Genomic DNA, 26,863 nt, shown 5'->3' with positions numbered 1-26,863 from the left:
AAACGTTCTATCTTAACAGCATTGATCGAACCACGACCGCCATCGTAGAACAAACTGTCATAGAATACATTCATTATTATAACAATATTCGTATTCAAACGAAACTAAACAACCAATCACCGATAAATTATCGGCAATTGGCTGTTTAAAAAGGTGTTTTGATCCCTGTCTCAAAAACGGGGGTCAGTCCCGGGCTTCGGGGGTTTTTATTGAATGTTACATATCTTAAGGGATAAGGCAGTCTTGACAGCTGAAAAAAGCCGAAAATGCTCATAAGCATTTTCGGCTTTTGCGTATTATATATTCCACCAGTGCAAGCCGTCTTTCGCCAAAAGATCATCTGATTCTTTCGGTCCCATAGAGCCTGACTCGTAGTTAGGAGACAAGGTTTTGTTTGCTTCCCATGTTTCAGAAATGGAATCGACAAAGCTCCAAGATAGGGCAACTTCATCCCAGTGTGCAAAGTTTGTTGCATCGCCAAGAAGGCAGTCATGAATAAGTTTTTCATACGCTTCAGGGGTGTTCAACTCATCATTGCAATTGCTGCAGTAATCGAGTTTAATAGGCTGTGCATGTGCCGCTCCCCCAAGCTTTTTAGCATTTAAGTATAGCGTAATGCCTTCGTCAGGCTGAATATGGATGACGAGCAAGTTCGGATTCATGTTGTTTTCATTGCCGTAGTATAGGTTCATCGGAATGTCCTTAAATTGAACGACGATTTTTGTGGACTTTTCTTTCATTCGTTTTCCGGTTCGGATATAGAATGGAACACCGGCCCATCTGAAGTTGTCGATCAAGAGCTTGCCTGCAACAAAGGTTTCTGTATTTGAGTCAGGAGCGACATTATCTTCATCTGTATAAGCAGGAACCGATACACCGTTTATTTCACCGGCTTGATATTGTCCGCGCACAAAGTACTCATCCACTTCGTCTTTTGCAATCGGGCGCAGTGCTCTCAGAACCTTTACTTTTTCGCTTCTGATTTCTTCTGTGTTCAATTTGATCGGCGGCTCCATTGCAAGAAGGGCGACCATCTGCATAATGTGGTTTTGTACCATATCGCGCAGGGCGCCTGATTTTTCGTAATATCTTGCACGGTCTTCGACGCCAAGTGATTCACTAGATGTAATTTGAATGTTTGAGATGTAGCGGTTTGTCCAAAGCGGCTCGAAAATCGCATTGGCAAATCGAATCACTTCAATGTTTTGAACCATTTGTTTGCCTAAATAATGGTCGATTCTGTAAATTTGATCTTCCGTAAATGCTTCGCGGATTTCTTTGTTCAGTGCCTGTGCGCTTGGCAGATCATGGCCGAACGGCTTTTCAATGACAAGGCGGGACCAGCCTGTTGTTGCTGTAACACCTTCTGATTTTAATGTTTTTGCAATTGTCCCGAAGAATTCAGGAGCCATTGCTAGGTAGAACATTCTGTTGTTCGGAATTTGATATGTATCTTCCAACTGGTTAAGCAATACGTTAAGCTCTTGATAAGAGCCAGGGTTTGTCACGTCAAACGGGTGATAGTAAAAATGAGACGTGAAATCATCTATATGTTTATCTGCAGATGAGGAAATGGATGTTTTAACGGTTTGGCGAAGATCCTCATTGGACCAAGGTCTTCTTCCAACTCCTACAACTGCAAACTCTTCTCCGATTTGTCCGTTTTGATATAAACGGTGAATAGACGGATACAGTTTTCGTTTTGCTAAATCTCCAGTTGCGCCGAATATAACAATGACTGCTTTTGGTTGTTGGTTTGTTTTCACTAAAAGTACCTCACTTTATTCGAAGCTTTATTTTAGTACACCCCGTATATTTCCTTCATTTTAAATCTAAAATTCAACGAAAGCAAACATTTAAGCCCTTTTTTTGCAGAATGCCGACAAAATGTTTCTAGAACGAAAGGATTGTTCTTCTAAGAGGCAAGATTCACATTTTGCGCCTGATCCTGTATTCTTGTAGGTAACTAGTTCTAGTAGGAGGAAGGAAACGTGGAATTACTTTTTTTAGGGACGGGAGCCGGCATTCCCGCTAAGGCGAGAAACGTAACGTCGGTGGCATTAAAATTGCTTGAAGAAAGGCGTTCTGTATGGCTGTTTGACTGCGGGGAAGCCACACAGCATCAAATTTTACATACAACGATTAAACCTCGTAAAATAGAAAAAATCTTCATCACCCACATGCACGGTGATCATGTATACGGGCTTCCGGGTCTTCTGGGGAGCCGTTCCTTTCAAGGGGGAGAGGACGAGCTGACGGTGTACGGGCCTAAAGGGATCAAGGCTTTTATTGAAACTAGCCTTGCCGTCACGAAAACCCATTTGACATATCCGCTTGTGATCAAGGAAATTGAAGAAGGAATTGTGTTTGAAGACGATCAGTTTATGGTCACAGCAGTATCTGTTATTCATGGAGTAGAGGCGTTCGGGTACCGTGTGCAGGAAAAGGATGTACCAGGTTCCCTAAAGGCCGATGTATTAAAAGAAATGAACATCCCACCCGGCCCTGTGTACCAAAGAATTAAAAAAGGCGAAACGGTAACGCTTGAAGACGGGCGCATCATCGATGGGAATGATTTTCTGGAGCCTCCTAAAAAGGGCAGGGCTGTGGTGTTTTCGGGTGATACGAGAGTAAGTGATAAGTTAAAAGAGCTTGCACGGGATTGTGATGTGCTTGTTCATGAAGCAACCTTCGCTAAGGAAGATCGGAAACTTGCTTATGATTATTACCATAGTACAACGGAACAAGCGGCTGTAACAGCGAAGGAAGCTGAGGTGAAGAAGCTCATTTTAACCCATATCAGTGCCAGATATCAGGGTGATGCCTCTCTGGAGCTTCAAAAAGAAGCGGCTGATGTTTTCCCAAACAGCGTGGCGGCGTATGATTTCTTAGAGGTAAACGTCCCGCGGGGGTGAAGGAATCGTTTTTATTTGACAAACTGTCATTACGTTGTATAATAAAACGTAATCATTACGCTTTGTGAGGAGATGTTAATATGAGAGTCAATGTTACTTTAGCTTGCACTGAAACGGGAGACCGAAATTACATCACTACAAAAAATAAACGCACCAACCCAGACCGTTTAGAGCTAAAAAAATATTCACCGCGTTTAAAGAAATATACCCTTCATCGTGAAACAAAATAACAAAGGAAGACCGGGCGTTTTACGGCCCGGTCTTTTTTATGTTAATTGACTGCCTGGTAAAGAGGAGCGGCCTGCTGGCATGCTGCGCACCACACGTCATAAATAGCTAAATGAACAATATGAGGTTCATCATGATGAATGTTATGCGAGCTGTTTTTAGCTTGAATCCAGCTGCTTTGATTCGAAAGAGACAAGATGCTGGTGTGCAGGTTTTGCCACTCCTGTTCAGCAGCGAATTTCTCAGTCCGTTCACCTGATGACAATACAATAAGAGGCATGTTTCCTAAATGGACTTGCCGCTGTTTAAGTTCCTGCAGGCTTCTAGAAAACTCTGCATGTGTACCTTCAAGCATTACCTTTCTTGCATATGCTTTTTGCATTTCTTCAGGAATAAAAGAGAAGCCTGCGCAATCTCCTAAAGCTGGATCAAGGAGGACCATGCCGATAATATCGCACCTGTTTTTGCAGGCCCATAAGCCGGTGATGACAGCTCCGTATGAATGTGAAACAGCCAGATATGGAGGTTTTACATCCGCTGCTTTAAGCAAACTCTCCAATTCGTTCACCTTTTGTTCAGCTGTTCGTTTAGCTCTGCTTTGCCCGCTTTTCCCTATTCCTGCCCGATCATATGTGAAAATGCCAAATTCATCATCAATGTCCGCCATTAATGGTTTCCATGTCTCTGAAGAAGTACCGTAGCCGGCCTCAAAGACAATCGTTACACCGCTTGATCCTCTCCGGTGTTGTGTATGGAATGAACATCCGTCAATCTTATATGTCTTTTCCATCCAAGCTGAGTTCATTGGAGTCATCTCCTCTAATTGGTTCTACTAGGGAGACGGAGAACCTGAGCTGATCGTTTCTCTAAAAATAAAAAAAGAGATATCCGGTTGAGGATATCTCTTTTGGGCATTACCAGCCTCTTTCGTATTGCACAGGGGCTGGAATCTCTGTATTGAGCTGTTTCGCAGCAGTTCTTGCAAAGAATGGATCACGCAAAAGCTCTCTGCCGATAAAGATGAGGTCGGCACGTCCATTTTGCAGAATTTCTTCAGCCATTGAACCGTTTGTAATCATGCCGACAGCACCAGTTGCCATGTCAGCTTGTTCACGGATTTTCTCAGCGAAGCTGACCTGATAGCCAGGGAATACGTTAATGTCTGCTTGAACAAGGGCGCCTGAACTGCAGTCAATTAAATCAACACCTTGCTCCTTCATCCATTTTGCAAACCCGATGTGATCAGCGATGTCTAAGCCTTTGTCTGTATAGTCAGAAGCAGATACACGAACAAATAAAGGGCCGTCCCACACTTGTTTGACTTCATCGATGACTTCTCTTAAGAATCGATAGCGGTTTTCTGGTGACCCGCCGTATTCATCTGTGCGGTGATTGGAAAGCGGAGATAGAAATTCGTGAATTAAATATCCGTGCGCCGCATGAATTTCAATCACATCAAAGCCGGCTTCTTTTGCGCGGACTGCCGCTTGTTTGAACTCCTGGATCGTTTCTTTTATTTTTTCTGCTGACATTTCTACAGGTGTTGCTGATTGTTCGTCAAACGCAATCGCCGATGGAGCGAAAATATCTCCTTCAAGCTCTGCTTTACGTCCGGCGTGGGCAAGCTGAATGCCGATTTTTGAGCCTTGTTCTTTGACCTGCTCAGTCAGTTTGGCAAAGCCTTCGATATGCTCATCGCTCCAAATTCCTAAGTCTTGGTCTGTGATTCGTCCTTGAGGATTCACCGCTGATGCCTCCACAATAATCAGCCCGACCTGGCCGATTGCTCGAGATATGTAATGCGCCATGTGGAACGGCGTCAATTTTCCGTCCTTTTCATGAGAAGAATACATGCACATTGGCGACATGACGATGCGGTTTTTTAACGTCATATCCTTAATTGTAATAGGTGTGAATAATTTTCTGGCCATTTCTTTCGCCTCCCGTAAGGTTTTTAGAGATTGATTATATCAAGTCATTTCTTTCCCGTCATATAAACTGCTCAAAAGATCCGATTTTGTCAACCATTTCTGTATAATAGACAGGGAATCATTTTATTTTTCAGTTTAGAAGCGTTTTTATACATAGGGGGCGGAGATCGATGAATTGGCAGACGAAGGACGAATTGCTGACCCTTTTAACTTCTCTTGTGCAATACGAAAGCATCACCGGGTCGAAGGGAGAGGCAGCGCTTGCAGAATATCTTTATTTTATTTTGAAGGACAAGCCTTATTTTCAAAAACATCCTGATGATGTAACACTTCATCCGATGGACGACGGCAGATCCTTTCTTACCGCTCTTGTCAAAAAGAAGAATGTCAAAAAGACAGTCCTTTTGCTGAGCCATTTTGATGTCGTGGACATAGAGGATTACGGAGAATTCAAACATATGGCCTGTAAGCCTGCTGAGCTTTTGAGTTCTTTTTTAGAGAAAAAAGAGCTGCTTCCAGAGCACGTGCGAAAAGATGCTGAAAGCGGCGACTGGCTGTTCGGAAGAGGGACGATGGATATGAAGGCGGGGCTTGCTGTTCAGCTGTCGATGCTGGAGCGGGCCATGAACGGCCAATTTGAGGGCAATTTGCTGTTGATTACCGTTCCTGACGAGGAAGTGAATTCAAGAGGAATGATTGAAGCGGTTCCTATACTGAAGGAAATGGAGAAAAAGCATAATATCACATTAACCGCTTGCCTGAATGCTGAACCGATGTTTGAAAAATTCCCCGGCGACCAGCAGCAATATTTTTATACAGGAAGCATAGGCAAGGTGCTTGCGGGATTTTTCTGCAAGGGGATTGAAACCCACGTCGGAGAGCCGTTTTCAGGTATAAACGCAAATTTAATGGTATCTGAGTTGAACCGCTTGCTCGAACTAAATTCGAATTATTGCGAAAAGGTTGATGGTGAAGTCACTCCACCGCCGGTAAACTTAATGCAAAAGGACTTGAAAGAGGCGTATTCAGTTCAGACACCGCATACAGCTGTCACGTTATTTAATGTGCTGTCAATGAAACGGTCGGCCAGTGAGCTGCATCAGATGCTGCTTAAAACCGCAGAACAGGCGGCGGAGGAAATAACCGCGAACATTCGAAAGAAAACACAGGATTTTCAGCAATTTGAATCATTTCAGCCGATTGAACGCACTGTCACTGTTTTGACATTTGATGAGCTGGTCGTACGTGCAAAAAGGCGTGTTGGAAACTCGGAAACCGAGCGGGTTCTTAATTATGCCTTTTCCAACAGGGGAGATCTTGGAGACAGGGATTTTTCGACCCGAATTGTATCTGAGCTTGCTTCGCTCTGTAAGGAGGATGCGCCGCTCATTGTTCTTTTTTACAGCCCGCCGTTTTATCCGGCGGTTTCTTCAAAGGACGATCCATTGATCAGGAATACAGCTGATGAGCTTATGCATTATGCTGCTGACAGGTACGGCATAGCGTTACGGGAGGTGCAGTATTTCCCCGGACTTTCAGACTTAAGCTATCTACAGCTGGAAAAGCAAGAGGTTAATGCGTACACAAGCAATATGCCGCTCTTTAACAGAGGATATTCACTGCCAAGCGGTAAAGATCAGGCTTTATATGTATCGGTTTTAAATGTAGGTCCGGCTGGAAAAGACCCGCACAAATGGACGGAAAGACTGTATATGCCTTATTCCTTTGAAGTGCTTCCGGACTTGCTTTCATTTACGATCTCCGCGTTATTAAAACAATCAGAAACTGCCGGCCAGCTGTTTTAGGAAACACCAAAGACAGAAGGCACAGGGCCCTCTGTCTTTGGCTTATATCTATGAATGCTTCTCTAAGGCGGCACCGGCAAACTGCTCTTTGATTTCCGCACTGCGTTTCGCGGTTTCTTCAATACAGTGAATAATCGCTTCTTCAAAGCGGGAGTCCTGTAAAGCTCGAAGGCCTGCCTCAGTTGTGCCCCCCGGGCTCGTGATTTCCTTCCGAAGTTGTGCAGGCTGTTTGCCGCTTTGGAGGAGCATTTCTGTTGCCCCTGCCATAGTCTGCATAATGAGTGCTTTTGCTGTTGCCTCATCCAATCCTACTTTTTGCGCCGCTTTTCCCATTGCCTCAATATAACGGTACACGTAGGCTGGACCGCTGCCGGCGATCGCTGTGACAGCGTCAAGATGGCGTTCCTCAACCAGTGTGGCATCACCGATTGTTTCTAATAAAGCTTTTGCAGCGGTGATATCATCCTGGCTTGCTTCAGTGCTCACAGAAAATCCGGTTGCTGATTTTCTGATGGCTGCTGAAGTATTAGGCATGACGCGAATGACCGCGAGCTTTCTGGCAAAATAGTGCTGAATGGTTTCGATGGTAAGGCCTGCAAGAACTGATATTACAAGCTGCTCCTTGATATACGGACGGATGCTGTCAATGCTTTCCGCCGCGTCCTTTGGTTTAAAAGCGAGGATGATGATATCGGTGTGAGTGAAAAACTCATTTTTATCTCTGCATGGACGCACGCCGTACCTCTCCTTTAATTCAGTCAGACGCTCGTCATTTGAGCGGTTTGTGATATAGATATGTTCTGGGCTTGTGATGCCGCTTTGCAAAATACCGTTGATCATTGCTTCTGCCATGGACCCGGCGCCGACAAATCCTATCTTTTTCATGATATCCTCCTTTATCAGAACAACAAAAAACCTTTTCATCACGTAAAGGACGAAAAGGTTCGCGGTACCACCCTCATTAGCACAAATTGTGCTCAGCTCAAATCCCATAACGCGGGAAAAAACGTTTAGGTTTACCTAACCGCGACTTGAGGGCAGGTTCTACAAACAAACGGGCCGCAATACCTTTCAGCCGTCTTGTATACTAATCCTCGTCATAGCGTTCCAATGATTATCGTGATTTAGTTTGTTGTTCATTATGCAATGGCGGACAAGCTAATGTCAATAGCTTTTTCAAAAAGGCCGTTCTCATTCAGCAATAATGACACAAGAACGAGAAAAAGCTAAAATATGAATAATGAATGAAGACAAGGAGCAATAGGATGACAACTGCAGATGTAATTGCGATCCGCGTCCCGACACCATTTGCTGTCGGTGATGTTATCGTTTATCTAGTAAAAGGTGATGCGCTGACACTTATCGATGTGGGACCGAATACAAAAGAGGCTGCTGCAGCCCTACAAGAGCAGCTTGCCGCTATAAACGTGAAAATGTCAGATATTGAGCAGGTTGTACTGACTCACCATCACGCTGATCATGCCGGCTTGCTTGATGTTTTTTCTGATGGAATCGAAGTGATTGGGCATCCGTTCAACGAACCTTATATCAGCCGAGATCAAACTTATATGGATTGGCAAAAACGTTTTTTTCAAAAGCTGCTGCCTGAATTAGGCGTTCCATTTGATACGGGAAAGGCGGAGAAGCTGATTCAGTCTGCGTACGCATTTTCCTGTACGAGATCCCTGACGAAAACAGTCAGAGAAGGGATGAGGATCGATGGACTTGAAGGCTGGTCTGTTTTGGAGATGCCTGGACATGCTGAGTCGCATATCGTTCTTTTCCATGAAAAAAGCGGGAGGATGCTTGGAGGCGATCTTCTGCTGGCCAACAGCTCGTCTAATCCCATTATAGAAGCACCGAAAGCGGGAGACATAAGGTCAAAGCCTTTAGTCGATTATCAGCGGTCTTTGCGAAGGCTGTCAGAACTTGAGCCAACAATTGTGTTTCCCGGTCACGGTGAAACGATTACCAGTGTAAAGGCGCTGATTGAGAAGCGTTTTGACAAGCAAAGGAACAGGACGGAGGATGTGCGGCGCATGCTGGATGAAAAGCCGTTGACCGCTTTTCAGGTCTGTCAGCAGCTTTTTCCTGCTGTGTATGAAAAGGAATTATTTTTAACGATGTCAGAAACGGCAGGGCATCTTGATGTGTTGGCTGCAGAAGAATCCATCACGTCATATTGGGAAGGCAAAACTGCATACTTTAGAACAGTGAAGAGGTGAACTGGGTGAAACATTTAGCGGGAAAGCGGATTTGGATAACCGGCGCTTCAGGAGGACTCGGTGAAAGAGTCGCATATTTATGCGCTGCTGAAGGAGCCCATGTCCTGCTGTCGGCAAGACGTGAGGATCGTTTGATTGAAATAAAAAGGAAAATAACCGAGGAATGGAGCGGACAGTGTGAAATTTTTCCTCTGGATGTCGGCCGCCTAGAGGATATCGCCCTTGTCCGCGATCAGATCGGCTCGGTTGATGTACTGATCAACAATGCGGGCTTCGGTATATTTGAAACGGTTTTAGACTCGTCACTGGATGACATGAAAGCGATGTTTGATGTGAATGTCTTTGGCTTGATCGCCTGTACAAAAGCGGTGCTCCCGCAAATGCTTGAGCAAAAAAAGGGTCATATCATCAATATCGCTTCTCAAGCGGGGAAAATTGCAACACCGAAGTCGAGCCTTTATTCTGCGACAAAACATGCCGTGCTCGGCTACTCAAACGCTTTGCGGATGGAGCTGGCGGGAACCGGCATTTATGTGACAACAGTCAATCCGGGACCGATTGAGACGGACTTTTTTTCCATTGCTGATAAAGGCGGGGACTACGTCAAAAATGTCGGCCGCTGGATGCTTGATCCTGATGACGTGGCAGCTCAAATTACAGCTGCTATTTTCACGAGCAAACGGGAGATCAATCTTCCGCGTTTAATGAATGCCGGCACCAAGCTGTATCAGCTGTTTCCGGCTCTCGTTGAAAAGCTGGCAGGACGTGCGCTTATGAAAAAATAACGATGGAAATGCCTGTGGTGAGAGGCTTGTTGGCATGATCACAGGCAGTTTTTTATAGAGGAAGGGAGAAATCATTGAATGCCACTCAATCAAGAAGCTCTTCGTGTTCTGTTCAAAGATCCGTTTATTCAGAAACTGATTGATGCAGACCCCGTATTTTGGGCAAATCCGGGCAAGAAAGAGGGTCCTTTATTCCACGCAGATGCAGATGAGTGGGAAAGCGAGGTAGCGGACGCAGAAAAAAGGCTGCGGCGGTTTGCTCCTTACATTGCCGAGGTATTTCCTGAGACGAAAGATGCCAAAGGAATGATCGAGTCTCCGCTTTTTGAAATGCAGCCTATGAAGGAAAAACTGGAAGCGGCATATCAGCAGCCATTTCCGGGAAGGTGGCTTTTAAAGTGCGACCATGAGCTTCCGATTTCAGGATCGATTAAAGCGCGGGGCGGGATTTATGAAGTTTTAAAGCATGCTGAAAAGCTGGCGCTCCAAGAAGGAATGCTACACGAATCGGATGATTACCGCATGCTACAGGAAGACCGATTTGCCGCGTTTTTCTCCCGCTATTCGATTGCTGTCGGTTCGACAGGAAATCTTGGATTAAGCATCGGCATCATCGGTGCAGCACTCGGATTTCGCGTGACAGTGCATATGTCCGCCGATGCTAAGCAGTGGAAAAAGGATCTCCTTCGCCAAAAGGGTGTCACTGTTCTGGAGTATGAATCAGATTACAGTGAAGCGGTGAAAGAAGGGAGACGGCAGGCGGAACAAGATCCATTTTGCTATTTCATTGATGATGAACACTCCCGTCAGCTGTTTCTAGGATATGCTGTTGCCGCCAGCCGTTTAAAAACGCAGCTCGACTGTATGGAAATACACCCAGGACCTGAAACGCCGCTGTTTGTGTATTTGCCTTGCGGTGTCGGCGGGGGGCCGGGCGGTGTGGCATTTGGGCTGAAACTTTTATATGGAGACCATGTTCATGTGTTTTTCGGGGAACCGACTCATTCACCATGTATGCTATTAGGGCTTTATTCCGGACTCCATGAGCAGATTTCTGTCCAGGATATCGGTTTGGATAATCGGACGGCTGCTGACGGGCTTGCTGTAGGGAGGCCGTCAGGGTTTGTCGGTAAGCTGATTGAACCGCTGCTGAGCGGCTGTTACACCGTAGAGGACGATACACTTTATGCCTTACTTCATATGCTGGCTATATCTGAAAGTAAATATTTAGAGCCCTCTGCTCTTGCCGGCATGTTCGGACCGATTCAGCTCTTTTCAACTGAAGAAGGAAGACGCTATAGTCAGAATGATAAGATGGAACATGCCGTACATGTCGTCTGGGGAACGGGGGGAAGCATGGTTCCAAAAGAAGAAATGGCTGCGTATAACCGAATTGGTGCGGATTTGCTGAAAAGCGAAATGAAAAAATAAGCAGACAGTGAAAGGGTTTTCCGTTACAATCTTTGTAAGGGTTTTAACCTTCAGAGAGTCAGGTGTAAACAGTGAAAAATAAAGAGCTTAATTTACATACTTTATATACAAAACACAATCGTGAGTCTTGGTCTGGCTTTGGGGGACATTTGTCGATTGCTGTTTCAGAAGAAGAGGCAAAAGCCGTGGAAGGGCTGAATGATTATCTATCTGTTGAAGAAGTGGAAACGATTTATATTCCGCTTGTTCGCCTGCTTCATTTGCATGTTAAGTCTGCAGCCGAACGCAATAAGCATGTCAATGTTTTTTTAAAGCACCCTCATTCAGCCAAAATTCCGTTTATTATCGGCATCGCCGGCAGTGTGGCAGTCGGAAAAAGCACGACGGCGCGGATATTGCAGAAGCTGCTTTCGCGTTTGCCGGATCGCCCTAAAGTGAGCCTTATCACGACAGATGGTTTTTTATTTCCTACAGCCGAGCTGAAAAAGAAAAATATGATGTCACGAAAAGGATTTCCTGAAAGCTATGATGTAAAATCGCTGCTCGAATTTTTGAATGACTTAAAATCAGGAAAAGACTGCGTAAAGGCCCCGGTATATTCCCATCTCACCTATGACCGCGAGGAAGGTGTGTTCGAGGTAGTAGACCAGGCCGATATTGTAATTATTGAAGGCATTAATGTTCTACAGTCACCCACCTTGGAGGATGACCGGAAAAACCCGCGTATTTTTGTTTCCGATTTCTTTGATTTTTCGATTTACGTGGATGCGGATGAAAGCCGGATTTTCACTTGGTATTTAGAGCGTTTTCGTCTGCTTCGGGAAACAGCTTTTCAAAATCCCGATTCTTATTTTCATAAATTTAAAGACTTGTCTGATCAGGAGGCTGATGAGATGGCTGCATCGATTTGGGAGAGTGTCAACCGGCCGAACTTATATGAAAATATTTTGCCGACTAAATTCAGGTCTGATCTCATTTTGCGAAAGGGAGACGGGCATAAGGTTGAAGAAGTGCTCGTAAGGAGGGTTTAATATCGTGCATCATATCGAACTGTATGTGTCTGATTTGGAAGCGTCTCGTCGGTTTTGGGGATGGTTCTTAAAAGAACTTGGCTATAAAGAGTATCAAAAATGGAGCTCAGGCATCAGTTGGAAGAAGGATTGTTTTTACCTTGTGATTGTGCAGGCGAAAGAGCCATTTCTAGAGCCGGAATACCACAGATGCCGTGTGGGGCTGAATCATCTCGCATTTCATGCTGAATCCAAGCTGCAAGTCGACTTGGTGACCGAAAAATTGATGGCAAAAGGCTATCGTGTGTTGTACCGAGATCGGCATCCTTTTGCCGGAGGAGACGGGCATTATGCAGTCTATTGTGAGGATCCGGACCGGATTAAGGTTGAGCTCGTTGCCCCGAGCAGTTAATCATGATCTTTGGATAAGCTGTTAAGCTCTTTCTCAATGCGATCCGCTGCGCTTTTCGGTTTTTCACATACTTGAAGCTTGAAACTACTGCAAGGATGACAGCTGCAACCATAATAAATACGCAAAGCTGAAATATGATATCGCCTACATTCATGTTCATCACCTCTGTTGAGGGAGAGATTGGTTCTATCCCGTTTTTTTATTTAAAGCGGCTTTTCCAGCCTGGTTTGGTGTTTTGTAATTCCCATTTTCATCTGCCGATAGGCGAACGCTAAAAATGGCAGGCCGAGCAGGGTGATGCCGCTCAGAATAGAAAAAATAAAAATCGGCCGGCCAGCGCCAAATAGGTCTATACATATCCCCCCGATCCAGGGGCCGATGACGTTTCCGAGTTGTGAAAAACCGATTGCCCCGAAATAAGTGCCTTTTAATCCTGGTTTTGCAATCTGGTCTACAAACAAATCCATCATAGAGAATAAAAGCACTTCGCCGATTGTAAATGTGACCACAATCAACACAAGTGACGAAACACCGTGTGATATGGTGAAAATGGCTATGCTGATACTAACCATCACATTACCGAGCATCAGGGAGCGAAGCGGCGAAAAACGTTTTGCGAAATGGACGATGGGAAATTGCGTCGCCAACACAACGATTGCGTTTAATGTCAGCATCAACCCATACAGCTTTGTTCCATTGCCGATCAAGGGGTTCTGCGCCATGTACTGCGGGAATGTCGAACTGAATTGTGAGTAGCCGAAGGTGCATAGCGTAATACCGACCAAAGCAATTGTAAAAAGATGATCCTTTTGTGTCACCATAAACGCTTCCCGCACGCTCATATTTCGGGGTTGGTCTGATGCTGCTGATGAAGAGTGTTTTTTAAATTGGATGGCAAGCATGAGTCCATATAGTCCGTAAATGACTGCAGGCACCAAAAAGGATGCGGTCGATTGCGATGAGCCGAAATACAGGCCGAGGACCGGTCCGAAGACAACGCCGATATTAATAGCTGCATAGCGTAAATTAAAAACAAGCAGTCTCGTTTTTTCTTCTGTCATATCAGACAGCAAGGCCTTTGAAGCAGGCTCGAACAGTGATTTGCAAAGACCGTTTAATGCGTTTACCACAAAAAACATCCAGAGATGAGATGCCGCCGCAAAGCCTGCAAATACCAGCATCCAGCCGAAAATGGACATTAGCATCATGTTTTTTCTGCCGAATTTGTCTGAGATATATCCGCCGTAAAAGCTTGCAAGGATGCCGACTGATGAGCTTGCGGCGATGACCAGCCCTGCATAGGAAGCAGATGCGCCTTGGACGGCTGTTAAATAAATCGCTAAAAAAGGAATGCTCATCGATGTTGCCATTCTGCCGAAAATGGTTCCGATTATAATTGTCCAGCTGATGGGGTGGATATCTTTCCATTTCTTCATGAATCGTATTCTCTCCTGTATGTAAGAATCTTTTTCTATCATATATGAAAAAATTTCCTTCTCCAATAGGGAATTCAAAATATTTTGTTATTGACATTCACTATAAAACATGGCTGATTGTATGGCTTGGAGGAGGTGGACGGAGCTGACGGAGTTTCCATCGGTTGGCTTTGAGGTTAAAGTATTCGGAAGGAAAATGACGATATGTCCGGCGCTTATGTCTGTGGTGAACAATATTAGTTGATGCTGGAATGCCGGGGTATTTCAAAGTGATTCGCAGAATATGGAAGTGAACGGATGTCCGTTGGTATTTGAGTTTCACCCATCCAGATGTGGGTCATTAAGTTTCAGAAAGGCTCAGTGATGCCGGACATGAAGTCAAAATTAGCGCTGAAAACGACATTAGCCGCAGACCAGAGATCCGGCCGTGTCTCATCTAATTAATAATGAAAATAAAGTGTATGACGCGTGAATAGACAGTTTTGAGGGGCGTTACGTTTCTGGCCACCGATCAAGAGAACAGCCCTTGGTTTGTGATATAGTCATAAATGATATCTTCTATATGCGCATGCAGATCCTCATCAGGTTCTTCATTCCATCTCTCTTCTAAGGCTGCTTTCAGGCTTTGTTTTTCATACGGGCTTAACGGATCTATGGCAACATTTCTGCCGTATTGACGCAGTGCCTGTCCCATCATTTTTTCGGCAAATTTCTCCATCATGACTCTCCTATCTTTATGCTTCGCTTTTATTCTACTAAATGTTTTTCTTCTCTCAAACCCTTGGATCATATTTTCTGTCAGACAAGAATCATTTACCAGTATGAAACGAACATATTTTCGCATATAATAGAAAAAGCGAACATAAGTTCTTTTTAGAGGTGTGTATAATGAAAGAAAAAGTGATTTTTCTCGTTGACATGCAATCGTTTTATGCATCTGTAGAGAAAGCGGAAAATCCACATTTAAAAAATAGGGCCGTCATTGTTTCGGGTGACCCTGAAAAAAGGGGCGGAGTCGTATTGGCTGCCTGCCCGTTGGCGAAACAAAAGGGTGTGGCGAATGCTTCACGGCTATGGGAGGCTCAGGAAAAGTGCCCGGAAGCTATTGTGCTCCGGCCCCGTATGCAGCGTTATATTGATGTATCACTGCAAATTACGGCCATTTTAGAGGAATATACAGACCTTGTAGAGCCGTATTCCATTGATGAACAGTTTATGGACATTACAGGCAGCCAGAAGCTGTTTGGGACGCCGGAAGAGATCGCACACAGCATTCAGGGCAGAATCATGCGGGAGATCGGTGTTTATGCGCGGGTCGGAATCGGTCCTAATAAAGCGCTAGCCAAAATCGCGTGCGACAATTTTGCCAAAAAAAATAAGAACGGTATTTTTACCTTAACGAAAGAAAATATGAAAACCGAAATGTGGCCGCTTCCGGTGGGCAGCATGTTTGGCGTGGGGAGCCGCATGAAGCATCATTTAAACCGGATGGGCATCAGCACGATTGGCGGGCTCGCGGCTTTTCCGCTCGATCTTTTAAAAAAGAAATGGGGCATTAATGGCCACGTGCTGTGGATGACGGCGAACGGGATCGACTATTCCCCTGTATCAACTTCGTCTCTGGACGGACAAAAGGCGATTGGCCATGGAATGACTCTCCCGAAAGACTATGAACAATTTGACAAAGAAATCAAAGTCGTGCTGCTGGAACTGAGTGAAGAAGTGTGCAGGCGAAGCCGAAACGCCGGGGTAAAGGGGGAGACGGTGTCAGTGAGCTGCCGGGGTGCTGATTTTGATTGGCCAACGGGCTTCAACCGGCAGGTGAAGCTGGCGGAGCCGACTAATTCTACCAAGGATGTATATGAGGCTGTATGCCGGCTGTTTCTTACGTTTTGGGACGGGAAGCCTGTCCGCCGCCTTGGGGTCAATTTGTCTCAGCTCTCCACTGATGATATATGGCAGCTCGATTTATTTCAGGATTATGCAAAGAAAATGAGCCTTGGCTATGTAATGGACGGCATTAAAAATCGGTTCGGCGATACAGCCATCATCAGGGCGGCGTCACTGACAGCGGCAGGCCAGGCATTTGAACGTGCGGCTAAAATAGGAGGGCACTATAAATGAACGATCATTTAAAAAGAGGTAACATGCTGTGGGAAGGGAGCAGGATGTTTCTGCCGGAACATAAACAAAGCCTGCTTGAGAGAAAACGCCAGAAACAGAAGCTGCAAAAGCCGATCCTTGATCCTGATAAGCTGGAGGAAATGAATCAAACGCTTTGCGCCGCGATGGAGTTTGCTCAGAAAGTCACTGTTAGCTGCTTTCAGGACGGTGAAATTGTCCGCTGCACCGGAAAGATCTGCCGGTATGAAGAGTTTGAAAAAACAGTATGGATAAAAGGAGATGAGGATCAGCTTTATAAGCTGAAAATTGATCAGGTGCTTGATATTGTGCTGTAACATTTCTCCCTCCTGCATTGGGGGGGAGAAATATATGTGTGAAAATATCAAACATGTTTCCCCCGGCAACCTGGAAACGTATGATACAGGAAAGAAGGCATTTACAATTCCAGTCAGGCAAAATATAATTTTTATATTGTGAGAAAAAAGAGCTGACATTCGTTTTGCCAGACGGAGGGAGATCAAATCGTAATGGATATTCGAACAATCACGTCTTCAGATTATGAAATGGTAACGTCTGTAATGAATGAATGGTGGGGCGGCAGACAGCTGAAAGAAAAATTGCCGAGACTATTTTTTGAGCATTTTCAGGACACAAGCTTTATTACTTCTGAACATAACAGCATGACCGGATTTTTAATCGGGTTTCAATCGCAATCAGATCCTGAAACGGCATACATTCATTTTTCCGGTGTGCATCCAGATTTCAGAAAAATGCAAATTGGAAAACAATTATACGATGTTTTTATTGAAAAGGTAAAACAAAGAGGCTGCACGCGGGTCAAGTGCGTCACTTCACCGGTGAATAAGGTATCAATCGCGTATCACACCAAATTGGGATTTGACATTGAAAAGGGCACCAAAACAGTAAATGGCATCTCAGTGTTTGCAAACTATGATGGCCCCGGCCAAGATAAGGTACTGTTTGTCAAAAAGATATGAGGGGGGAATAATGATGGATTTTTTATCAAAAATACCTGAGCCACCTTACTATGCAGTCATTTTTTCATCTGTCAAAAGCGATAATGACACAGGATATGGAGAAACAGCGGAGCGGATGGTATCGCTTGCGGCGGATCAACCGGGATTTTTAGGTGTCGAGAGCGTCCGTGAAGCGGATGGAAGGGGCATAACGGTTTCCTACTGGGACAGTATGGACGCCATTAACCACTGGAGGCATCACACTGAACATCAAGCGGCAAAAGAAAAAGGAAAAAGCGTTTGGTACGAGTCGTATGCAGTCCGCATCGCAAAAGTCGAGAGGCAGCGGCAGTTTTCAGGAGAAGAGAATGATTGAATTTCTTCAGCATAAGGGAGACATCACAGCGCGTGAGATTATTGCTGTGCAGCAGCCCGCCTACATAAAAGAAGCGGAGCTTATCGGTTTTGACGGTATTCCTGCCTTACAAGAGAAGGCGAAGGATATTCAAGCATCTCATGAACAGTTTGCGGGATATCGGAAAGACGGCAAACTGATCGGTGTCATTTCATATGAGATAAACATGCATCATCTCACCATTTGCAGGCTTGTGGTGCATCCAGACGGCTTCAGAAAAGGGATTGGACGAGCACTTTTACAATTTGTCATCGCTCAAAACGAAGACGCTGAGAAAATCGAAGTAGTCACAGCCGAGAAAAACACACCGGCCGTGTCCCTTTATACACAGGCGGGCTTCCAAAAGACAGAAACAGTCAAAGCAGCGGAGGGGCTATTGCTGTCTGTTTTTCATTTATATCCGCAACGAAAAGTTGAAGTTGTTCTCTACAACGAAAAATGGTCAGAATGTTTTGAGGAAAAAAAAGAATGGCTGAAGCTTGCGCTCGGACCGGAGATCATTGATGTTCATCATATTGGAAGCACATCGATACCGGATATGGCGGCAAAGCCAATCATTGATATATTAATTGAAGTCAGAAGCATTGAAGCGGTGAGCCATTATGATTTACAAATGAAGGCTATCGGCTATACACCGAAAGGGGAAAACGGCATACCTGGCAGACGTTATTTCCAAAAGGGAGGAAATAAACGCACCCATCATGTCCATATGTACGAAAAGGGAAACCCTGCTATTGAAAGGCACCTGTTATTCAGAGGTTATCTCAGAGCTCATCCACAAAAAGCGGAAGAATATGCCGTTCTCAAAAAACAGCTGGCTACCCAGTATCCGGACTGCATTAATCAGTACATACAAGGGAAAGATGATTGGATCAAGACTGCAGAAGAACATGCAAAGCGGTGGAATGAAGGCAGAAACAATGCGAATGGAAGCGTTGTATGCTACAATTGCGAAAATGATGAAAACGGGGGTCTCACCTTATGAACATACATGTGACAGATGCTGCTAAACAAGCACTGCAGCAGGCATTTGACGCCAACCCAGAAAAGAAAGCCCAACTTCGTTACGATGCAGAAGGATGCGGCTGCGCGGTAAGCGGTGTGCCGACAATCTGGCTGGCAGAAGAATTAACGGGACAGTGCGAGCAGCTAGAAACGAACGGCATCCCGCTGTATATCCAATCATCGCAAAAAGTGTTTTTTGACGATCAAATGACGATCGATTACAATGAAAAAGCCAAAACACTGGCGCTGAAAAGCCCGGCTGAAATGCTCAGCCCCAGAATGAGCATATTAGTAAAGTAGGGAGACACGAAACGTGGAACAAAAGCTGAAGGCAATGAAGAACACAGCACAAAATAAAACGTGGGTATCCTTCCTAAATCAAAACCATCCTTATTCTTTGCTTCACTGGTCAATTGGAGGAGCAGAATCCGTCAAAAAAGATGTTTGGCTATTGCAGGATGAAATGACATTCGAAACGCAGGAGTTTACAACGATAGATCTTGCGATTGAATGGATCAGAGAAAATATGGATGGCATTACCGACGTTTTGTGAAATAAAAAAGCGAAAGAGCCCGAAGAGGCCTTTCGCTTTTTTATTATGGAAAGAAAAAACCGGGCAAGACCTAAGGTTCCGAGTAGCCACCAGCGTGTTGCGAGCGATTGGTTTGCCAACCAAAATATTGTCGTAGAAGTTGTGAAAGATAAGTTGTCGAGAATACCGAAGTAACAGCGTGCAAAGGCCCAACCATATGTTCACGGGCACTGCGATAATAGAAGAAAAATCATTGGATCATCGTAAAAAACGAAGGGGTTTTCATGATAGAAGAAGGAATGAGAGTTCAAGCTCACTCTTATTTTGTTTTATTGTCAACGACTTTATACTAGAAATCACTAGGTGTTCCGGGCTATTACGGCTATTTGTTGACATTATGACAACGCTTCTATATCATCATACCGTCTTAGGCTTTAGACTGATAGATTGTAAGTTTTTAATGTGAAAGGAGAACAGGATTGTGGATGAACAAAAGGAAAATCAGCTAGGAGCGCTGCTGAAAGAGCATTTACGGCAAAGGTCTTTATCATTAAGGGAATTGAGCGAACGCACGCAAATTGATAAAGCGACTATTTCGAGAATCATCAATGGCAAAAGAAAAGCAAACCTGAATCATTTACAAAGGTTTTCAGTCAGTCTTGGCGTTTCTTTTGATGAGCTGATGACGGCTGCCGGCTATACAATGGAGAAGAAGCAGGACAACGACTGTCCGGATATTCACTCATCAATTGATGAAATTGAAGACGTTTTGCAAACTTCAAATGTCTATGACCGGGGTTTTACGAAGGAAGAGCTGAAAAATAGATTGACTGAGTACCAGCAATATTCTCAGACAGAGGAGGGGAAGCATACGATTCAGGACGAGTTTGCACATAAAGTCGAGAAAGTCAGCGGCATCGGTCCTTTCCTGACCCGTTTGCACGACATGTATTTCAGATTTACTTCGGGTCAGGGGACGCCGCGTGAAATGCTCCTGATAGGCGGTGCTTTGCTGTATTTCATTGCGCCTGTTGATGTTATACCGGATTATATTTTTCCGATTGGCTATATCGATGACGCCGCAGCGATTCAACTCGTCTTCAACCAATTGTCACCTAAATCATAATGGAGCATGTGAAAGATGAAACAAAAACAAACCAACATTGACATCATTCTTCTGCTCATTTTATTTAGTCTGTTTTGCATCAGTTTACTGGCTGTTTACAGCGGATCGGGGCAGTATGAAACACAGGACCCTTTTTATTTTGCCAAACGGCAGGTCATTTGGTATCTTGTCGGGTTTGGCATAATGGCAGGAAAAGCTTATATCGATTACGAGCTGCTCGAACGATTGGCGCTCAGGTTATTTGTGGGAACTGTTTTTCTCCTCATCCTCGTTCATTTTTTTGGAACTTATAAAAATGGTTCACAAAGGTGGATAAGCTTCGGGGTGTTAGAAATTCAGCCTACAGAATTTATGAAGATTATTTTGATTCTTCTGTTGGCTTCGGTACTCAATCAATATCAGCATAAAAGGTTCTCCTTCACAGAGAGCATCATTCCGACGGGTAAAATCATGCTGTACACAATGATTCCGTTTTTCTTTATATTGATTCAGCCTGATTTAGGCTCTGCATTGGTGATTTTGTCGATTGCTTTCACGTTATGCTGGTCTCGGGGATTTCGGGCAGAATGATCATGTCCCTGTCACTTGGATTCATAGCATTAATCGCCTTTTTGACGTTTTTGCACAATTATTACTTTGAGATGTTTTCAAAGATCATTAAACCTCATCAGCTTGACAGGATATACGGCTGGCTCAGCCCTCATGAACATGCATCTACATATGGATACCAACTGACGCAGTCGTTAGTGGCGGTAGGTTCGGGTCAGTTGACAGGAAGCGGCTTTACCCATGGAGTCCAAGTTCAAGGAGGGAAAATTCCGGAGGCTCATACCGATTTTATATTCGCCGTGATTGGTGAACAGTCTGTTCGGTGTTTATATATCTGCGGGGGTTGCAGGTTTAATTATATTCCAAGTGTTTCAAAATATGGGGTGACAATCGGATTAATGCCAGTGACAGGGCTCGCTCTTCCGTTTATCAGCTATGGCGGCAGTGCGCTGTTGACCAATATGATTGCTTTAGGTCTCGTTTTCAGTGTGAATATCAGATCTAAGCATTATATGTTCGGCAGGGGGTGGGATTGAAGGTGCTTAAGGTGATTTTTTCCCATCTAAATAAGCTTGATTATGTTTTGATCGCATCGGTTCTGTTTTTAACTTCGCTTGGTTTGCTGATGGTTTACAGTGCCGGCTACCCCCTCGGATATATAAAGCACGGTAATGGCAGCTATTTTTTTGTGAAGCAGCTGCAATGGCTGCTTATCGGTTTGACCTTTTTTTCGGCTGCCGTCTACTTCCCTTATATAGCTTACGGCAAACTCATCCGGTTTTTAGTAAAGCTTTCTTTTTTGATGCTGATTCTCGTTTTGCTCCCGGGGATTGGGGTGGAGAAAAACAATTCCCAAAGGTGGATTCAAATCGGTTCGCTCATCATTCAGCCGTCTGAGGCCGTGAAGCTTGTGATGGTTATTTATTTTGCTTACGTGTATGCAAAAAAACAGAGATACATCGCCAATTTCGGAAAGGGCGTCATGCCCCCGCTGCTCATTTTGGCTGCCGTGTTCTTTCTCATCTTAAAACAGCCGGACTTGGGCACCTCCGTTTCGATCCTATTAAGCTGCGGAGCTGTTCTATTGTGCGCCGGCATCAGAAAACGGCATTTACTGCTTCTTGGAACAATTGCCGGGGCCGGCATTGCATATTTTGCTATGACGGCGCCGTACCGGTTAAGAAGGCTGACATCTTTCAGCGACCCTTTTCAGGATGAAAACGGAGACGGCTACCAGTTAATCAATTCCTACCTTGCCATTGATTCGGGCGGGTTCTGGGGAAATGGCTTGGGAAACAGCGTTCAAAAGCTGGGATTTCTACCTGAAGCCCATACGGACTTTATTATGGCAGTCATGACCAAGGAACTCGGCGGGGCCGGACTGTTGATGATCATCGGAGCTTACCTGTTAATGATGTTCAGAGGCGTGCGGATCGCTGTGCTAATCAATGATCCGTTTGGAAAGCTGCTGGCGATCGGCCTTACCTTCCAGATCATGATTCAAGCGTTATTTAACCTTGGCGCTGTTTTAGGCCTTCTTCCCATTACCGGAATTCCTCTTCCGTTTGTCAGTTATGGCGGTTCTTCGTTAATGTTCATGCTGATTTCAGCCGGAATATTGGTCAACATCTCATCACACGTTAAGCGGAGTAAAAAAAGTGAGGCCTATCTTTTATAGAAGGCCTCATTTTTAGTTGAAAAAACTAGGTTGGGACTAAGATTTTGGCGTTTTTATTTTGTCTAAAAACTCCTGCACCGTTTTTCGGTATGTGTCCCGGTTTTTCGTATACGACATGGCGTGTTCACCGTTATCGGCAATATACAGTGCCTTCGGTCCAGGTTTCTTCTCATAAAGTCGCTCGGTTGAAGAAACGGGAATATAATCATCATCCTTACTGTGAATAAAGAGAACCGGTCTTTTGATTTTTTCAATGACAGCAAGCGGAGATACTTCGCCTGCGCGATAGCCGCCCCTCAGCTTCAAAAAGAAGTCGGCGATGGGGAGCAGCGGCCAAGACGGGAGCCTGTATTCCACTTTCAGCCGATAGGCAAGCTGTTCATCAAAACGTGCGAACGGGCAATCGGCAATATAAAAATCAGCGCCATCCTCACAGTGTTCACCAGCGTAAAGCAGTGCAGTCGCAGCTCCCATTGATTCACCGTGTATTCCGATTAATCCGCAATGGCCTGTTTTATTCTTGACCCAGCGGACAACCTCGCTGAGATCATCCTTTTCATAAAACCCGTAGCTAGTCGTCTTTCCGCCGCTTTGTCCGTGTCGGCGATGGTCATAAACAATCACATTCCAGCCGAGATCAAGAAATAAATGCATATATTTCAGGGAATTCAGCACATTCATCGTTACCCCGTGACAGATAATGATGGTGTTTGGTGTGTCATGCGGTGCGATATGGTAGCCTTTTATATCATACCCGTAAGCAGATGGGATCACAAAAGCGGTTTTCTCCATTCGCTCGAAGGATTCAAACACATCGTGTCCGTCGTCTGTCTCTCTTTTGATAATGTCTTCATCTGTCTTTTTCTTGATAAAGAGAATGATATTTGAAAAAACAATTCCGATTGCGATAACAGCGGTTAAGAGAGCGCCAATGGCCAAAAGGATTCTCTTCAAAAGTCACAGCACCTTTCAACTAAATACAGGAAATTTATACTTGAAATCATTATACCTAAGCAGTGCTGTGCTGATCAAAAACTTTTCAGAAGAGAGTCCGCTTGTTCGATCTATATGCTCCGTGATAAACTGGCTTCAAAATAAAACATGGGGGGGAAGTCTGCGTGAAAAAACAAAAATCCGCTGACAAACACCAGTTAAAAGATGGCCTTCAATCCGACATCAAAGCAAAGCTTATGGAGATGAAGAGTCAATTGAAGGAAGAGGATGAAAAGAGGCAGGAAAGAGAAAAAGCAGAGCAGATCAGAAAGAAAAAAGAGATCGAAAAAAACAAAAGCTTTGAAGAGCTCCTTAATGAAAGCCCGTTGGATTGGCAGCAATATAAATAAACCAGCACCCGCACTGGTGCTGGTTTTTTTGTTACGAGCGGTGCGCTTCGTAAACGTCTTGTTTCGTATGAGATTGGAGCGCTTTGATTTCTTCTTCGCTTAAACGCCGTGCGTTTGCAGCCTGAACGTTTTCACGTAACTGCTCAATCTTACTGGCGCCTGTTATCACTGAGGCAACAGCAGGCTGTGCTAACAGATATTGCAGCGACTTTTCTGTCATGGACAGATCGGGCGCGACATTCTCCATCGCTGTGCGGGCATTTGTCAATTCCTCAAACGAATAGGATAAGTACCCGTTTTGTTTGATGCTGTCCGCCACTTGTGTAAGCGGTTTTTCAGTTAAGAGTCCTTTGGCAACCGGACCTCTGGCGACTACGCTGATTTGATGTTCCGCTAAAAGCGGAAGCCATTCCTCAGGGCGTCTGTCAAACAGGCTGAACTGCATCATAATACTGACGATATTTGATTTTTTTACATATTCTTTTATCACATTCGGGCGGATGGAAGAAATACCGTAGTGACGGATCACACCTTCTTGTTTTAATTCCTCAAACGCTTCGATCGTTTCATCAATGTTGTCCTCTATCGTGCCGCCGTGAAGCTGATAAAGATCGATATAATCCGTTTTCAGCCGTGCTAGACTCTTTTTTACGGCTTCTTTTATGTAAGCTTTTGAAGGGTCCCAATACCAGCCTTCGCTTTCGTCATTCCAGCGGTTTCCCGCTTTCGTTGCCAAAATAATATCTTGGCGTCTGTTTTGGATGGCATCACCGACAATTTCTTCGTTGCGTCCGCGGTCATACAAATCAGCTGTATCCAAATAGTTGATGCCAAGCTCGATCGCTTCATCAAGGATGGACAAGGCTTTGTTTTTTTCTGTCCCAAGAGACATACAGCCGAGTCCGACTTCGCTTATTTCTAAATCAGATGTACCCAGTTTGCGCTTTCTCATGTGCACACTCCTTTTTTTAGGCTTTGTATTGACCGTAATATAAAGGAGCAAAAGTTTCAACTTTTACGGCTTAGAGACCCAATCTTTCACATATTGGAATGTGCGGCCGTACTCCTTTAACTTCGCTCGAATCTCCCATGCTTTTCCGACTAAGACAACACCTTTTGGCATGCGGTGCACTTTCACGAAGAAGCCCCCTTTTCTCTAGTATGATAAAATGTATGGGGCATTATATAGAGACAGAACGGGAGATGAAGAAATGAATTCATTAGAAGAAAAAACAATATCCAAAGAACAGATCTTTTCAGGTAAAGTCATTGATCTTTATGTTGAGGACGTGGAGCTGCCAAACGGGAAAACGAGTAAACGTGAAATTGTGAAACACCCTGGAGCTGTAGCCGTATTAGCTGTCACCGATGAAGGGAAAATCATTATGGTGAAACAATTCCGCAAGCCGCTTGAGCGAGCAATCGTTGAAATTCCTGCCGGAAAGCTTGAAAAAGGGGAGGAGCCGGAGTACACGGCACTTCGGGAGCTTGAAGAGGAAACGGGGTATACAGCGAAAAAACTGACAAAAATCACTGCGTTTTATACCTCGCCCGGCTTTGCTGATGAAATTGTTCACGTGTTCCTTGCTGAAGAGCTTTCTGTACTCGAAGAAAAACGGGAGCTTGATGAGGACGAGTTTGTTGAAGTGATGGAGGTGACGCTTGAAGATGCGCTGAAGCTCGTTGAATCGCGTGAAGTATATGATGCTAAAACAGCCTATGCGATTCAGTATCTTCAGCTGAAAGAAGCGCTCCAAGCACAAAAATGAAAAAGATTTACGCGGATTTGCACATTCATATCGGCCGGACCTTTACAGGAAGGGCTGTCAAAATAACAGGCGCCAAAACGCTAACACTGGACCGAATTTTAGTTGAAGCCAGTGAACATAAAGGAATTGACCTTCTTGGCATTATCGACTGTCATTCTCCGGAAGTCATCTTAGAGCTTGAGGAAGGCATTTCATCTGGAAGATATCACGAGCTTGACGGCGGGGGGATTCGTTATCGCAGTACGACTCTTTTATTGGGAAGCGAACTGGAGATTTATGATGAAGCCAGCAGCGGACCGATCCATGTGCTCGTCTTTATGCCGACGCTGGCTGATATGAAGCTGTTTTCAAACTGGCTGTCAGCGCGGCTGAAAAATATTCACTTAAGCTCACAACGGATTTATGAAACGGGCTTGAATTTGCAAAAAAAAGTGAAGGAAATGGGCGGACTGTTTATCCCCGCCCATATCTTTACACCGCATAAAAGCTTATATGGGAAAGGCGTTAAATCAAGCTTAACTGAGGTTTTTGATCCCTCTATGATAGATGCGGTGGAGCTTGGGTTAAGCTGTGATACAGACATGGCTTCACACGTATCTGAGTTGAATCAGTATACGTTTTTAACAAATTCTGATGCGCATTCGTTAGCCAAAATCGGCAGAGAATATAACGAACTATATGTACAGTCAGCTAATTTTACTGAATTTGCTCTTGCATTAAGGGGACAGGGTGAAAGAACAATTACCGCAAATTACGGCTTGGACCCATTATTGGGGAAATATTATCTGACGGCCTGCGAAGCGTGCGGAGAACCTGCTGTGAGCGGGGAAACGGTGTGCGCGAATTGCGGAAATGCCAAATTTACTAAGGGAGTAAGCGAAAGATTGCGTGAATTGATTGATCAGCCTGAAGATCGCGTCTCGCGTCCGCGATATGTGCATCAGATCCCGCTGCAATTTGTTCCTGGTGTTGGTCCGAAAACGCTGGACAAACTAAAAAGAGCCTTCGGAACAGAAATGGCTGTTCTTCATGAGGCTGCAGAAGAAGATTTGGCTCGCGTTGTCCCGCCGAAAACCGCGGCTCTTATTGTAAAAGCGAGATCCGGAAAGCTGGAATTGAAAGCCGGAGGAGGAGGAACCTACGGGAAAATTAAACGGTGAGTTAAAG

General features: G+C 44.7%; 30 protein-coding genes and 1 pseudogene. 22 read left to right on the top strand and 9 right to left on the bottom strand.

Features of this window, described 5'->3' with window-relative positions; all coding sequences use genetic code 11:
- Nucleotides 1-149 (top strand): IS3 family transposase (locus tag Q3W56_RS12835; protein ID WP_302895747.1); only part of this gene is annotated, 149 nt, incomplete at its 5' end.
- Nucleotides 150-296: 147 nt separating this feature from the next.
- On the opposite strand, the gene zwf is transcribed toward Q3W56_RS12835, so the two are convergent.
- Complete coding sequence (zwf, locus tag Q3W56_RS12830) at nt 297-1,766, bottom strand: glucose-6-phosphate dehydrogenase (RefSeq protein ID WP_302895743.1); 1,470 nt, start codon at nt 1,764-1,766, stop codon at nt 297-299.
- Nucleotides 1,767-1,991: 225 nt separating this feature from the next.
- On the opposite strand from zwf, the gene rnz reads away from it, so the two are divergent.
- Both rnz and rpmG read left to right on the top strand, forming a co-directional pair.
- Entirely contained in the window at nt 1,992-2,915 is a 924-nt protein-coding gene (gene rnz / locus Q3W56_RS12825) for a ribonuclease Z (protein WP_019714884.1), read from the top strand.
- An 80-nt stretch (nt 2,916-2,995) separates the two neighbouring features.
- On the top strand, nt 2,996-3,145 hold the full coding sequence (gene rpmG / locus Q3W56_RS12820; protein WP_003226511.1) for a 50S ribosomal protein L33: 150 nt from the start codon (nt 2,996-2,998) through the stop codon (nt 3,143-3,145).
- Between the two features lie 41 nt (nt 3,146-3,186).
- Here the strand turns inward: rpmG and Q3W56_RS12815 are convergent, their stop codons facing one another.
- The gene (locus Q3W56_RS12815; RefSeq protein WP_302895738.1) at nt 3,187-3,948 is read right to left on the bottom strand and encodes an alpha/beta fold hydrolase; all 762 of its coding nucleotides are present in this window, start codon (nt 3,946-3,948) and stop codon (nt 3,187-3,189) included.
- A 109-nt stretch (nt 3,949-4,057) separates the two neighbouring features.
- Nucleotides 4,058-5,074 carry an NADPH dehydrogenase NamA gene (gene namA, locus Q3W56_RS12810; RefSeq protein ID WP_302895737.1) on the bottom strand — a complete coding sequence of 339 codons (1,017 nt, stop codon included), beginning with the start codon at nt 5,072-5,074 and terminating at the stop codon, nt 4,058-4,060.
- Nucleotides 5,075-5,244: 170 nt separating this feature from the next.
- Between namA and Q3W56_RS12805 the strand changes: the two genes are divergently transcribed.
- A complete protein-coding gene (locus Q3W56_RS12805) occupies nt 5,245-6,879 on the top strand; it encodes a M20/M25/M40 family metallo-hydrolase (RefSeq protein ID WP_302895734.1) in 1,635 nt (544 codons plus the stop codon).
- Nucleotides 6,880-6,927: 48 nt separating this feature from the next.
- Here Q3W56_RS12805 and proC read toward each other — a convergent pair whose 3' ends face one another.
- The gene (gene proC / locus Q3W56_RS12800) at nt 6,928-7,764 is read right to left on the bottom strand and encodes a pyrroline-5-carboxylate reductase (protein WP_302895733.1); all 837 of its coding nucleotides are present in this window, start codon (nt 7,762-7,764) and stop codon (nt 6,928-6,930) included.
- Nucleotides 7,765-8,144: 380 nt separating this feature from the next.
- Here proC and Q3W56_RS12795 point away from each other — a divergent pair, with 380 nt between their 5' ends.
- From Q3W56_RS12795 to Q3W56_RS12775, 5 genes are all read left to right on the top strand, one after another.
- Nucleotides 8,145-9,104 (top strand): MBL fold metallo-hydrolase, encoded by a 960-nt coding sequence (locus tag Q3W56_RS12795; RefSeq protein ID WP_302895732.1) that lies wholly within the window; start codon nt 8,145-8,147, stop codon nt 9,102-9,104.
- 5 nt (nt 9,105-9,109) lie between these two features.
- Nucleotides 9,110-9,889, top strand: a complete 780-nt coding sequence (locus Q3W56_RS12790; protein ID WP_302895730.1) for an SDR family NAD(P)-dependent oxidoreductase — start codon at nt 9,110-9,112, stop codon at nt 9,887-9,889.
- 78 nt (nt 9,890-9,967) lie between these two features.
- On the top strand, nt 9,968-11,320 hold the full coding sequence (gene dsdA / locus Q3W56_RS12785) for a D-serine ammonia-lyase (protein WP_302895729.1): 1,353 nt from the start codon (nt 9,968-9,970) through the stop codon (nt 11,318-11,320).
- Between the two features lie 71 nt (nt 11,321-11,391).
- Nucleotides 11,392-12,351, top strand: coding sequence for a type I pantothenate kinase (gene coaA / locus Q3W56_RS12780; RefSeq protein WP_019714876.1), 960 nt, complete (start codon nt 11,392-11,394; stop codon nt 12,349-12,351).
- 4 nt (nt 12,352-12,355) lie between these two features.
- Nucleotides 12,356-12,742: a VOC family protein gene (locus Q3W56_RS12775; RefSeq protein WP_302895727.1), complete on the top strand. Its 387-nt coding sequence runs from the start codon at nt 12,356-12,358 to the stop codon at nt 12,740-12,742.
- Between the two features lie 203 nt (nt 12,743-12,945).
- On the opposite strand, the gene Q3W56_RS12770 is transcribed toward Q3W56_RS12775, so the two are convergent.
- Both Q3W56_RS12770 and Q3W56_RS12765 read right to left on the bottom strand, forming a co-directional pair.
- Nucleotides 12,946-14,178 (bottom strand): MDR family MFS transporter, encoded by a 1,233-nt coding sequence (locus Q3W56_RS12770; RefSeq protein ID WP_302895726.1) that lies wholly within the window; start codon nt 14,176-14,178, stop codon nt 12,946-12,948.
- A 511-nt stretch (nt 14,179-14,689) separates the two neighbouring features.
- Complete coding sequence (locus Q3W56_RS12765) at nt 14,690-14,896, bottom strand: YqzH family protein (protein ID WP_302895724.1); 207 nt, start codon at nt 14,894-14,896, stop codon at nt 14,690-14,692.
- Nucleotides 14,897-15,063: 167 nt separating this feature from the next.
- Here Q3W56_RS12765 and Q3W56_RS12760 point away from each other — a divergent pair, with 167 nt between their 5' ends.
- From Q3W56_RS12760 to ftsW, 10 genes and pseudogenes are all read left to right on the top strand, one after another.
- On the top strand, nt 15,064-16,302 hold the full coding sequence (locus Q3W56_RS12760) for a DNA polymerase IV (protein WP_268400176.1): 1,239 nt from the start codon (nt 15,064-15,066) through the stop codon (nt 16,300-16,302).
- Nucleotides 16,299-16,637 carry a YolD-like family protein gene (locus Q3W56_RS12755; RefSeq protein ID WP_302895722.1) on the top strand — a complete coding sequence of 113 codons (339 nt, stop codon included), beginning with the start codon at nt 16,299-16,301 and terminating at the stop codon, nt 16,635-16,637. Before Q3W56_RS12760 ends, Q3W56_RS12755 begins: the two co-directional genes overlap by 4 nt.
- A 192-nt stretch (nt 16,638-16,829) precedes the next feature.
- A complete protein-coding gene (locus Q3W56_RS12750; protein WP_302895720.1) occupies nt 16,830-17,300 on the top strand; it encodes a GNAT family N-acetyltransferase in 471 nt (156 codons plus the stop codon).
- A 10-nt stretch (nt 17,301-17,310) separates the two neighbouring features.
- Entirely contained in the window at nt 17,311-17,655 is a 345-nt protein-coding gene (locus Q3W56_RS12745; RefSeq protein WP_302895719.1) for an antibiotic biosynthesis monooxygenase family protein, read from the top strand.
- Nucleotides 17,648-18,679 (top strand): GNAT family N-acetyltransferase, encoded by a 1,032-nt coding sequence (locus tag Q3W56_RS12740; protein WP_302895717.1) that lies wholly within the window; start codon nt 17,648-17,650, stop codon nt 18,677-18,679. Before Q3W56_RS12745 ends, Q3W56_RS12740 begins: the two co-directional genes overlap by 8 nt.
- On the top strand, nt 18,676-18,999 hold the full coding sequence (locus Q3W56_RS12735; protein ID WP_129505245.1) for an iron-sulfur cluster biosynthesis family protein: 324 nt from the start codon (nt 18,676-18,678) through the stop codon (nt 18,997-18,999). Before Q3W56_RS12740 ends, Q3W56_RS12735 begins: the two co-directional genes overlap by 4 nt.
- A 13-nt stretch (nt 19,000-19,012) precedes the next feature.
- Complete coding sequence (locus Q3W56_RS12730; protein WP_268400008.1) at nt 19,013-19,252, top strand: YqkC family protein; 240 nt, start codon at nt 19,013-19,015, stop codon at nt 19,250-19,252.
- Nucleotides 19,253-19,712: 460 nt separating this feature from the next.
- On the top strand, nt 19,713-20,357 hold the full coding sequence (locus Q3W56_RS12725) for a helix-turn-helix domain-containing protein (RefSeq protein WP_302895713.1): 645 nt from the start codon (nt 19,713-19,715) through the stop codon (nt 20,355-20,357).
- A gap of 15 nt (nt 20,358-20,372) precedes the next feature.
- Nucleotides 20,373-21,442: pseudogene (locus tag Q3W56_RS21035) on the top strand (FtsW/RodA/SpoVE family cell cycle protein).
- Nucleotides 21,439-22,584 (top strand): putative lipid II flippase FtsW, encoded by a 1,146-nt coding sequence (ftsW, locus tag Q3W56_RS12710; protein ID WP_302895710.1) that lies wholly within the window; start codon nt 21,439-21,441, stop codon nt 22,582-22,584. Before Q3W56_RS21035 ends, ftsW begins: the two are co-directional and overlap by 4 nt.
- 36 nt (nt 22,585-22,620) lie before the next feature.
- Here ftsW and Q3W56_RS12705 read toward each other — a convergent pair whose 3' ends face one another.
- On the bottom strand, nt 22,621-23,538 hold the full coding sequence (locus Q3W56_RS12705) for an alpha/beta hydrolase (protein WP_302895709.1): 918 nt from the start codon (nt 23,536-23,538) through the stop codon (nt 22,621-22,623).
- A gap of 164 nt (nt 23,539-23,702) precedes the next feature.
- Between Q3W56_RS12705 and Q3W56_RS12700 the strand changes: the two genes are divergently transcribed.
- On the top strand, nt 23,703-23,927 hold the full coding sequence (locus tag Q3W56_RS12700; protein WP_019714861.1) for a YqkE family protein: 225 nt from the start codon (nt 23,703-23,705) through the stop codon (nt 23,925-23,927).
- Nucleotides 23,928-23,958: 31 nt separating this feature from the next.
- Here Q3W56_RS12700 and Q3W56_RS12695 read toward each other — a convergent pair whose 3' ends face one another.
- Both Q3W56_RS12695 and mciZ read right to left on the bottom strand, forming a co-directional pair.
- Entirely contained in the window at nt 23,959-24,879 is a 921-nt protein-coding gene (locus Q3W56_RS12695) for an aldo/keto reductase (protein WP_019714860.1), read from the bottom strand.
- A 63-nt stretch (nt 24,880-24,942) separates the two neighbouring features.
- A complete protein-coding gene (gene mciZ, locus Q3W56_RS12690) occupies nt 24,943-25,065 on the bottom strand; it encodes a Z-ring formation inhibitor MciZ (RefSeq protein WP_014114281.1) in 123 nt (40 codons plus the stop codon).
- Between the two features lie 73 nt (nt 25,066-25,138).
- On the opposite strand from mciZ, the gene nudF reads away from it, so the two are divergent.
- Nucleotides 25,139-25,696, top strand: a complete 558-nt coding sequence (gene nudF / locus Q3W56_RS12685) for an ADP-ribose pyrophosphatase (protein WP_302895708.1) — start codon at nt 25,139-25,141, stop codon at nt 25,694-25,696.
- A complete protein-coding gene (locus tag Q3W56_RS12680; protein ID WP_302895707.1) occupies nt 25,693-26,856 on the top strand; it encodes a TIGR00375 family protein in 1,164 nt (387 codons plus the stop codon). The genes nudF and Q3W56_RS12680 overlap by 4 nt, the downstream gene beginning before the upstream one ends.
- The last annotated feature ends 7 nt before the right edge of the window (nt 26,857-26,863 follow it).

Source organism: Bacillus sp. C28GYM-DRY-1 (assembly GCF_030519405.1).
Classification (GTDB): Bacteria; Bacillota; Bacilli; order Bacillales; family Bacillaceae; genus Bacillus; species Bacillus spizizenii_A.
This window is presented reverse-complemented; position numbering and strand designations above follow the sequence as displayed.

Coding starts and splice junctions, on each gene's coding strand:
- dsdA (WP_302895729.1), top strand. CDS start 9,968: ATGCCACTCAATCAAGAAGCTCTTCGTGTTCTGTTCAAAGATCCGTTT.
- Q3W56_RS12795 (WP_302895732.1), top strand. CDS start 8,145: ATGACAACTGCAGATGTAATTGCGATCCGCGTCCCGACACCATTTGCT.
- Q3W56_RS12805 (WP_302895734.1), top strand. CDS start 5,245: ATGAATTGGCAGACGAAGGACGAATTGCTGACCCTTTTAACTTCTCTT.
- Q3W56_RS12750 (WP_302895720.1), top strand. CDS start 16,830: ATGGATATTCGAACAATCACGTCTTCAGATTATGAAATGGTAACGTCT.
- Q3W56_RS12755 (WP_302895722.1), top strand. CDS start 16,299: ATGAACGATCATTTAAAAAGAGGTAACATGCTGTGGGAAGGGAGCAGG.
- Q3W56_RS12695 (WP_019714860.1), bottom strand. CDS start 24,879: ATGAGAAAGCGCAAACTGGGTACATCTGATTTAGAAATAAGCGAAGTC.
- Q3W56_RS12735 (WP_129505245.1), top strand. CDS start 18,676: ATGAACATACATGTGACAGATGCTGCTAAACAAGCACTGCAGCAGGCA.
- Q3W56_RS12680 (WP_302895707.1), top strand. CDS start 25,693: ATGAAAAAGATTTACGCGGATTTGCACATTCATATCGGCCGGACCTTT.
- Q3W56_RS12745 (WP_302895719.1), top strand. CDS start 17,311: ATGATGGATTTTTTATCAAAAATACCTGAGCCACCTTACTATGCAGTC.
- Q3W56_RS12740 (WP_302895717.1), top strand. CDS start 17,648: ATGATTGAATTTCTTCAGCATAAGGGAGACATCACAGCGCGTGAGATT.
- Q3W56_RS12770 (WP_302895726.1), bottom strand. CDS start 14,178: ATGAAGAAATGGAAAGATATCCACCCCATCAGCTGGACAATTATAATC.
- nudF (WP_302895708.1), top strand. CDS start 25,139: ATGAATTCATTAGAAGAAAAAACAATATCCAAAGAACAGATCTTTTCA.
- rpmG (WP_003226511.1), top strand. CDS start 2,996: ATGAGAGTCAATGTTACTTTAGCTTGCACTGAAACGGGAGACCGAAAT.
- namA (WP_302895737.1), bottom strand. CDS start 5,074: ATGGCCAGAAAATTATTCACACCTATTACAATTAAGGATATGACGTTA.
- Q3W56_RS12765 (WP_302895724.1), bottom strand. CDS start 14,896: ATGGAGAAATTTGCCGAAAAAATGATGGGACAGGCACTGCGTCAATAC.
- Q3W56_RS12815 (WP_302895738.1), bottom strand. CDS start 3,948: ATGAACTCAGCTTGGATGGAAAAGACATATAAGATTGACGGATGTTCA.
- proC (WP_302895733.1), bottom strand. CDS start 7,764: ATGAAAAAGATAGGATTTGTCGGCGCCGGGTCCATGGCAGAAGCAATG.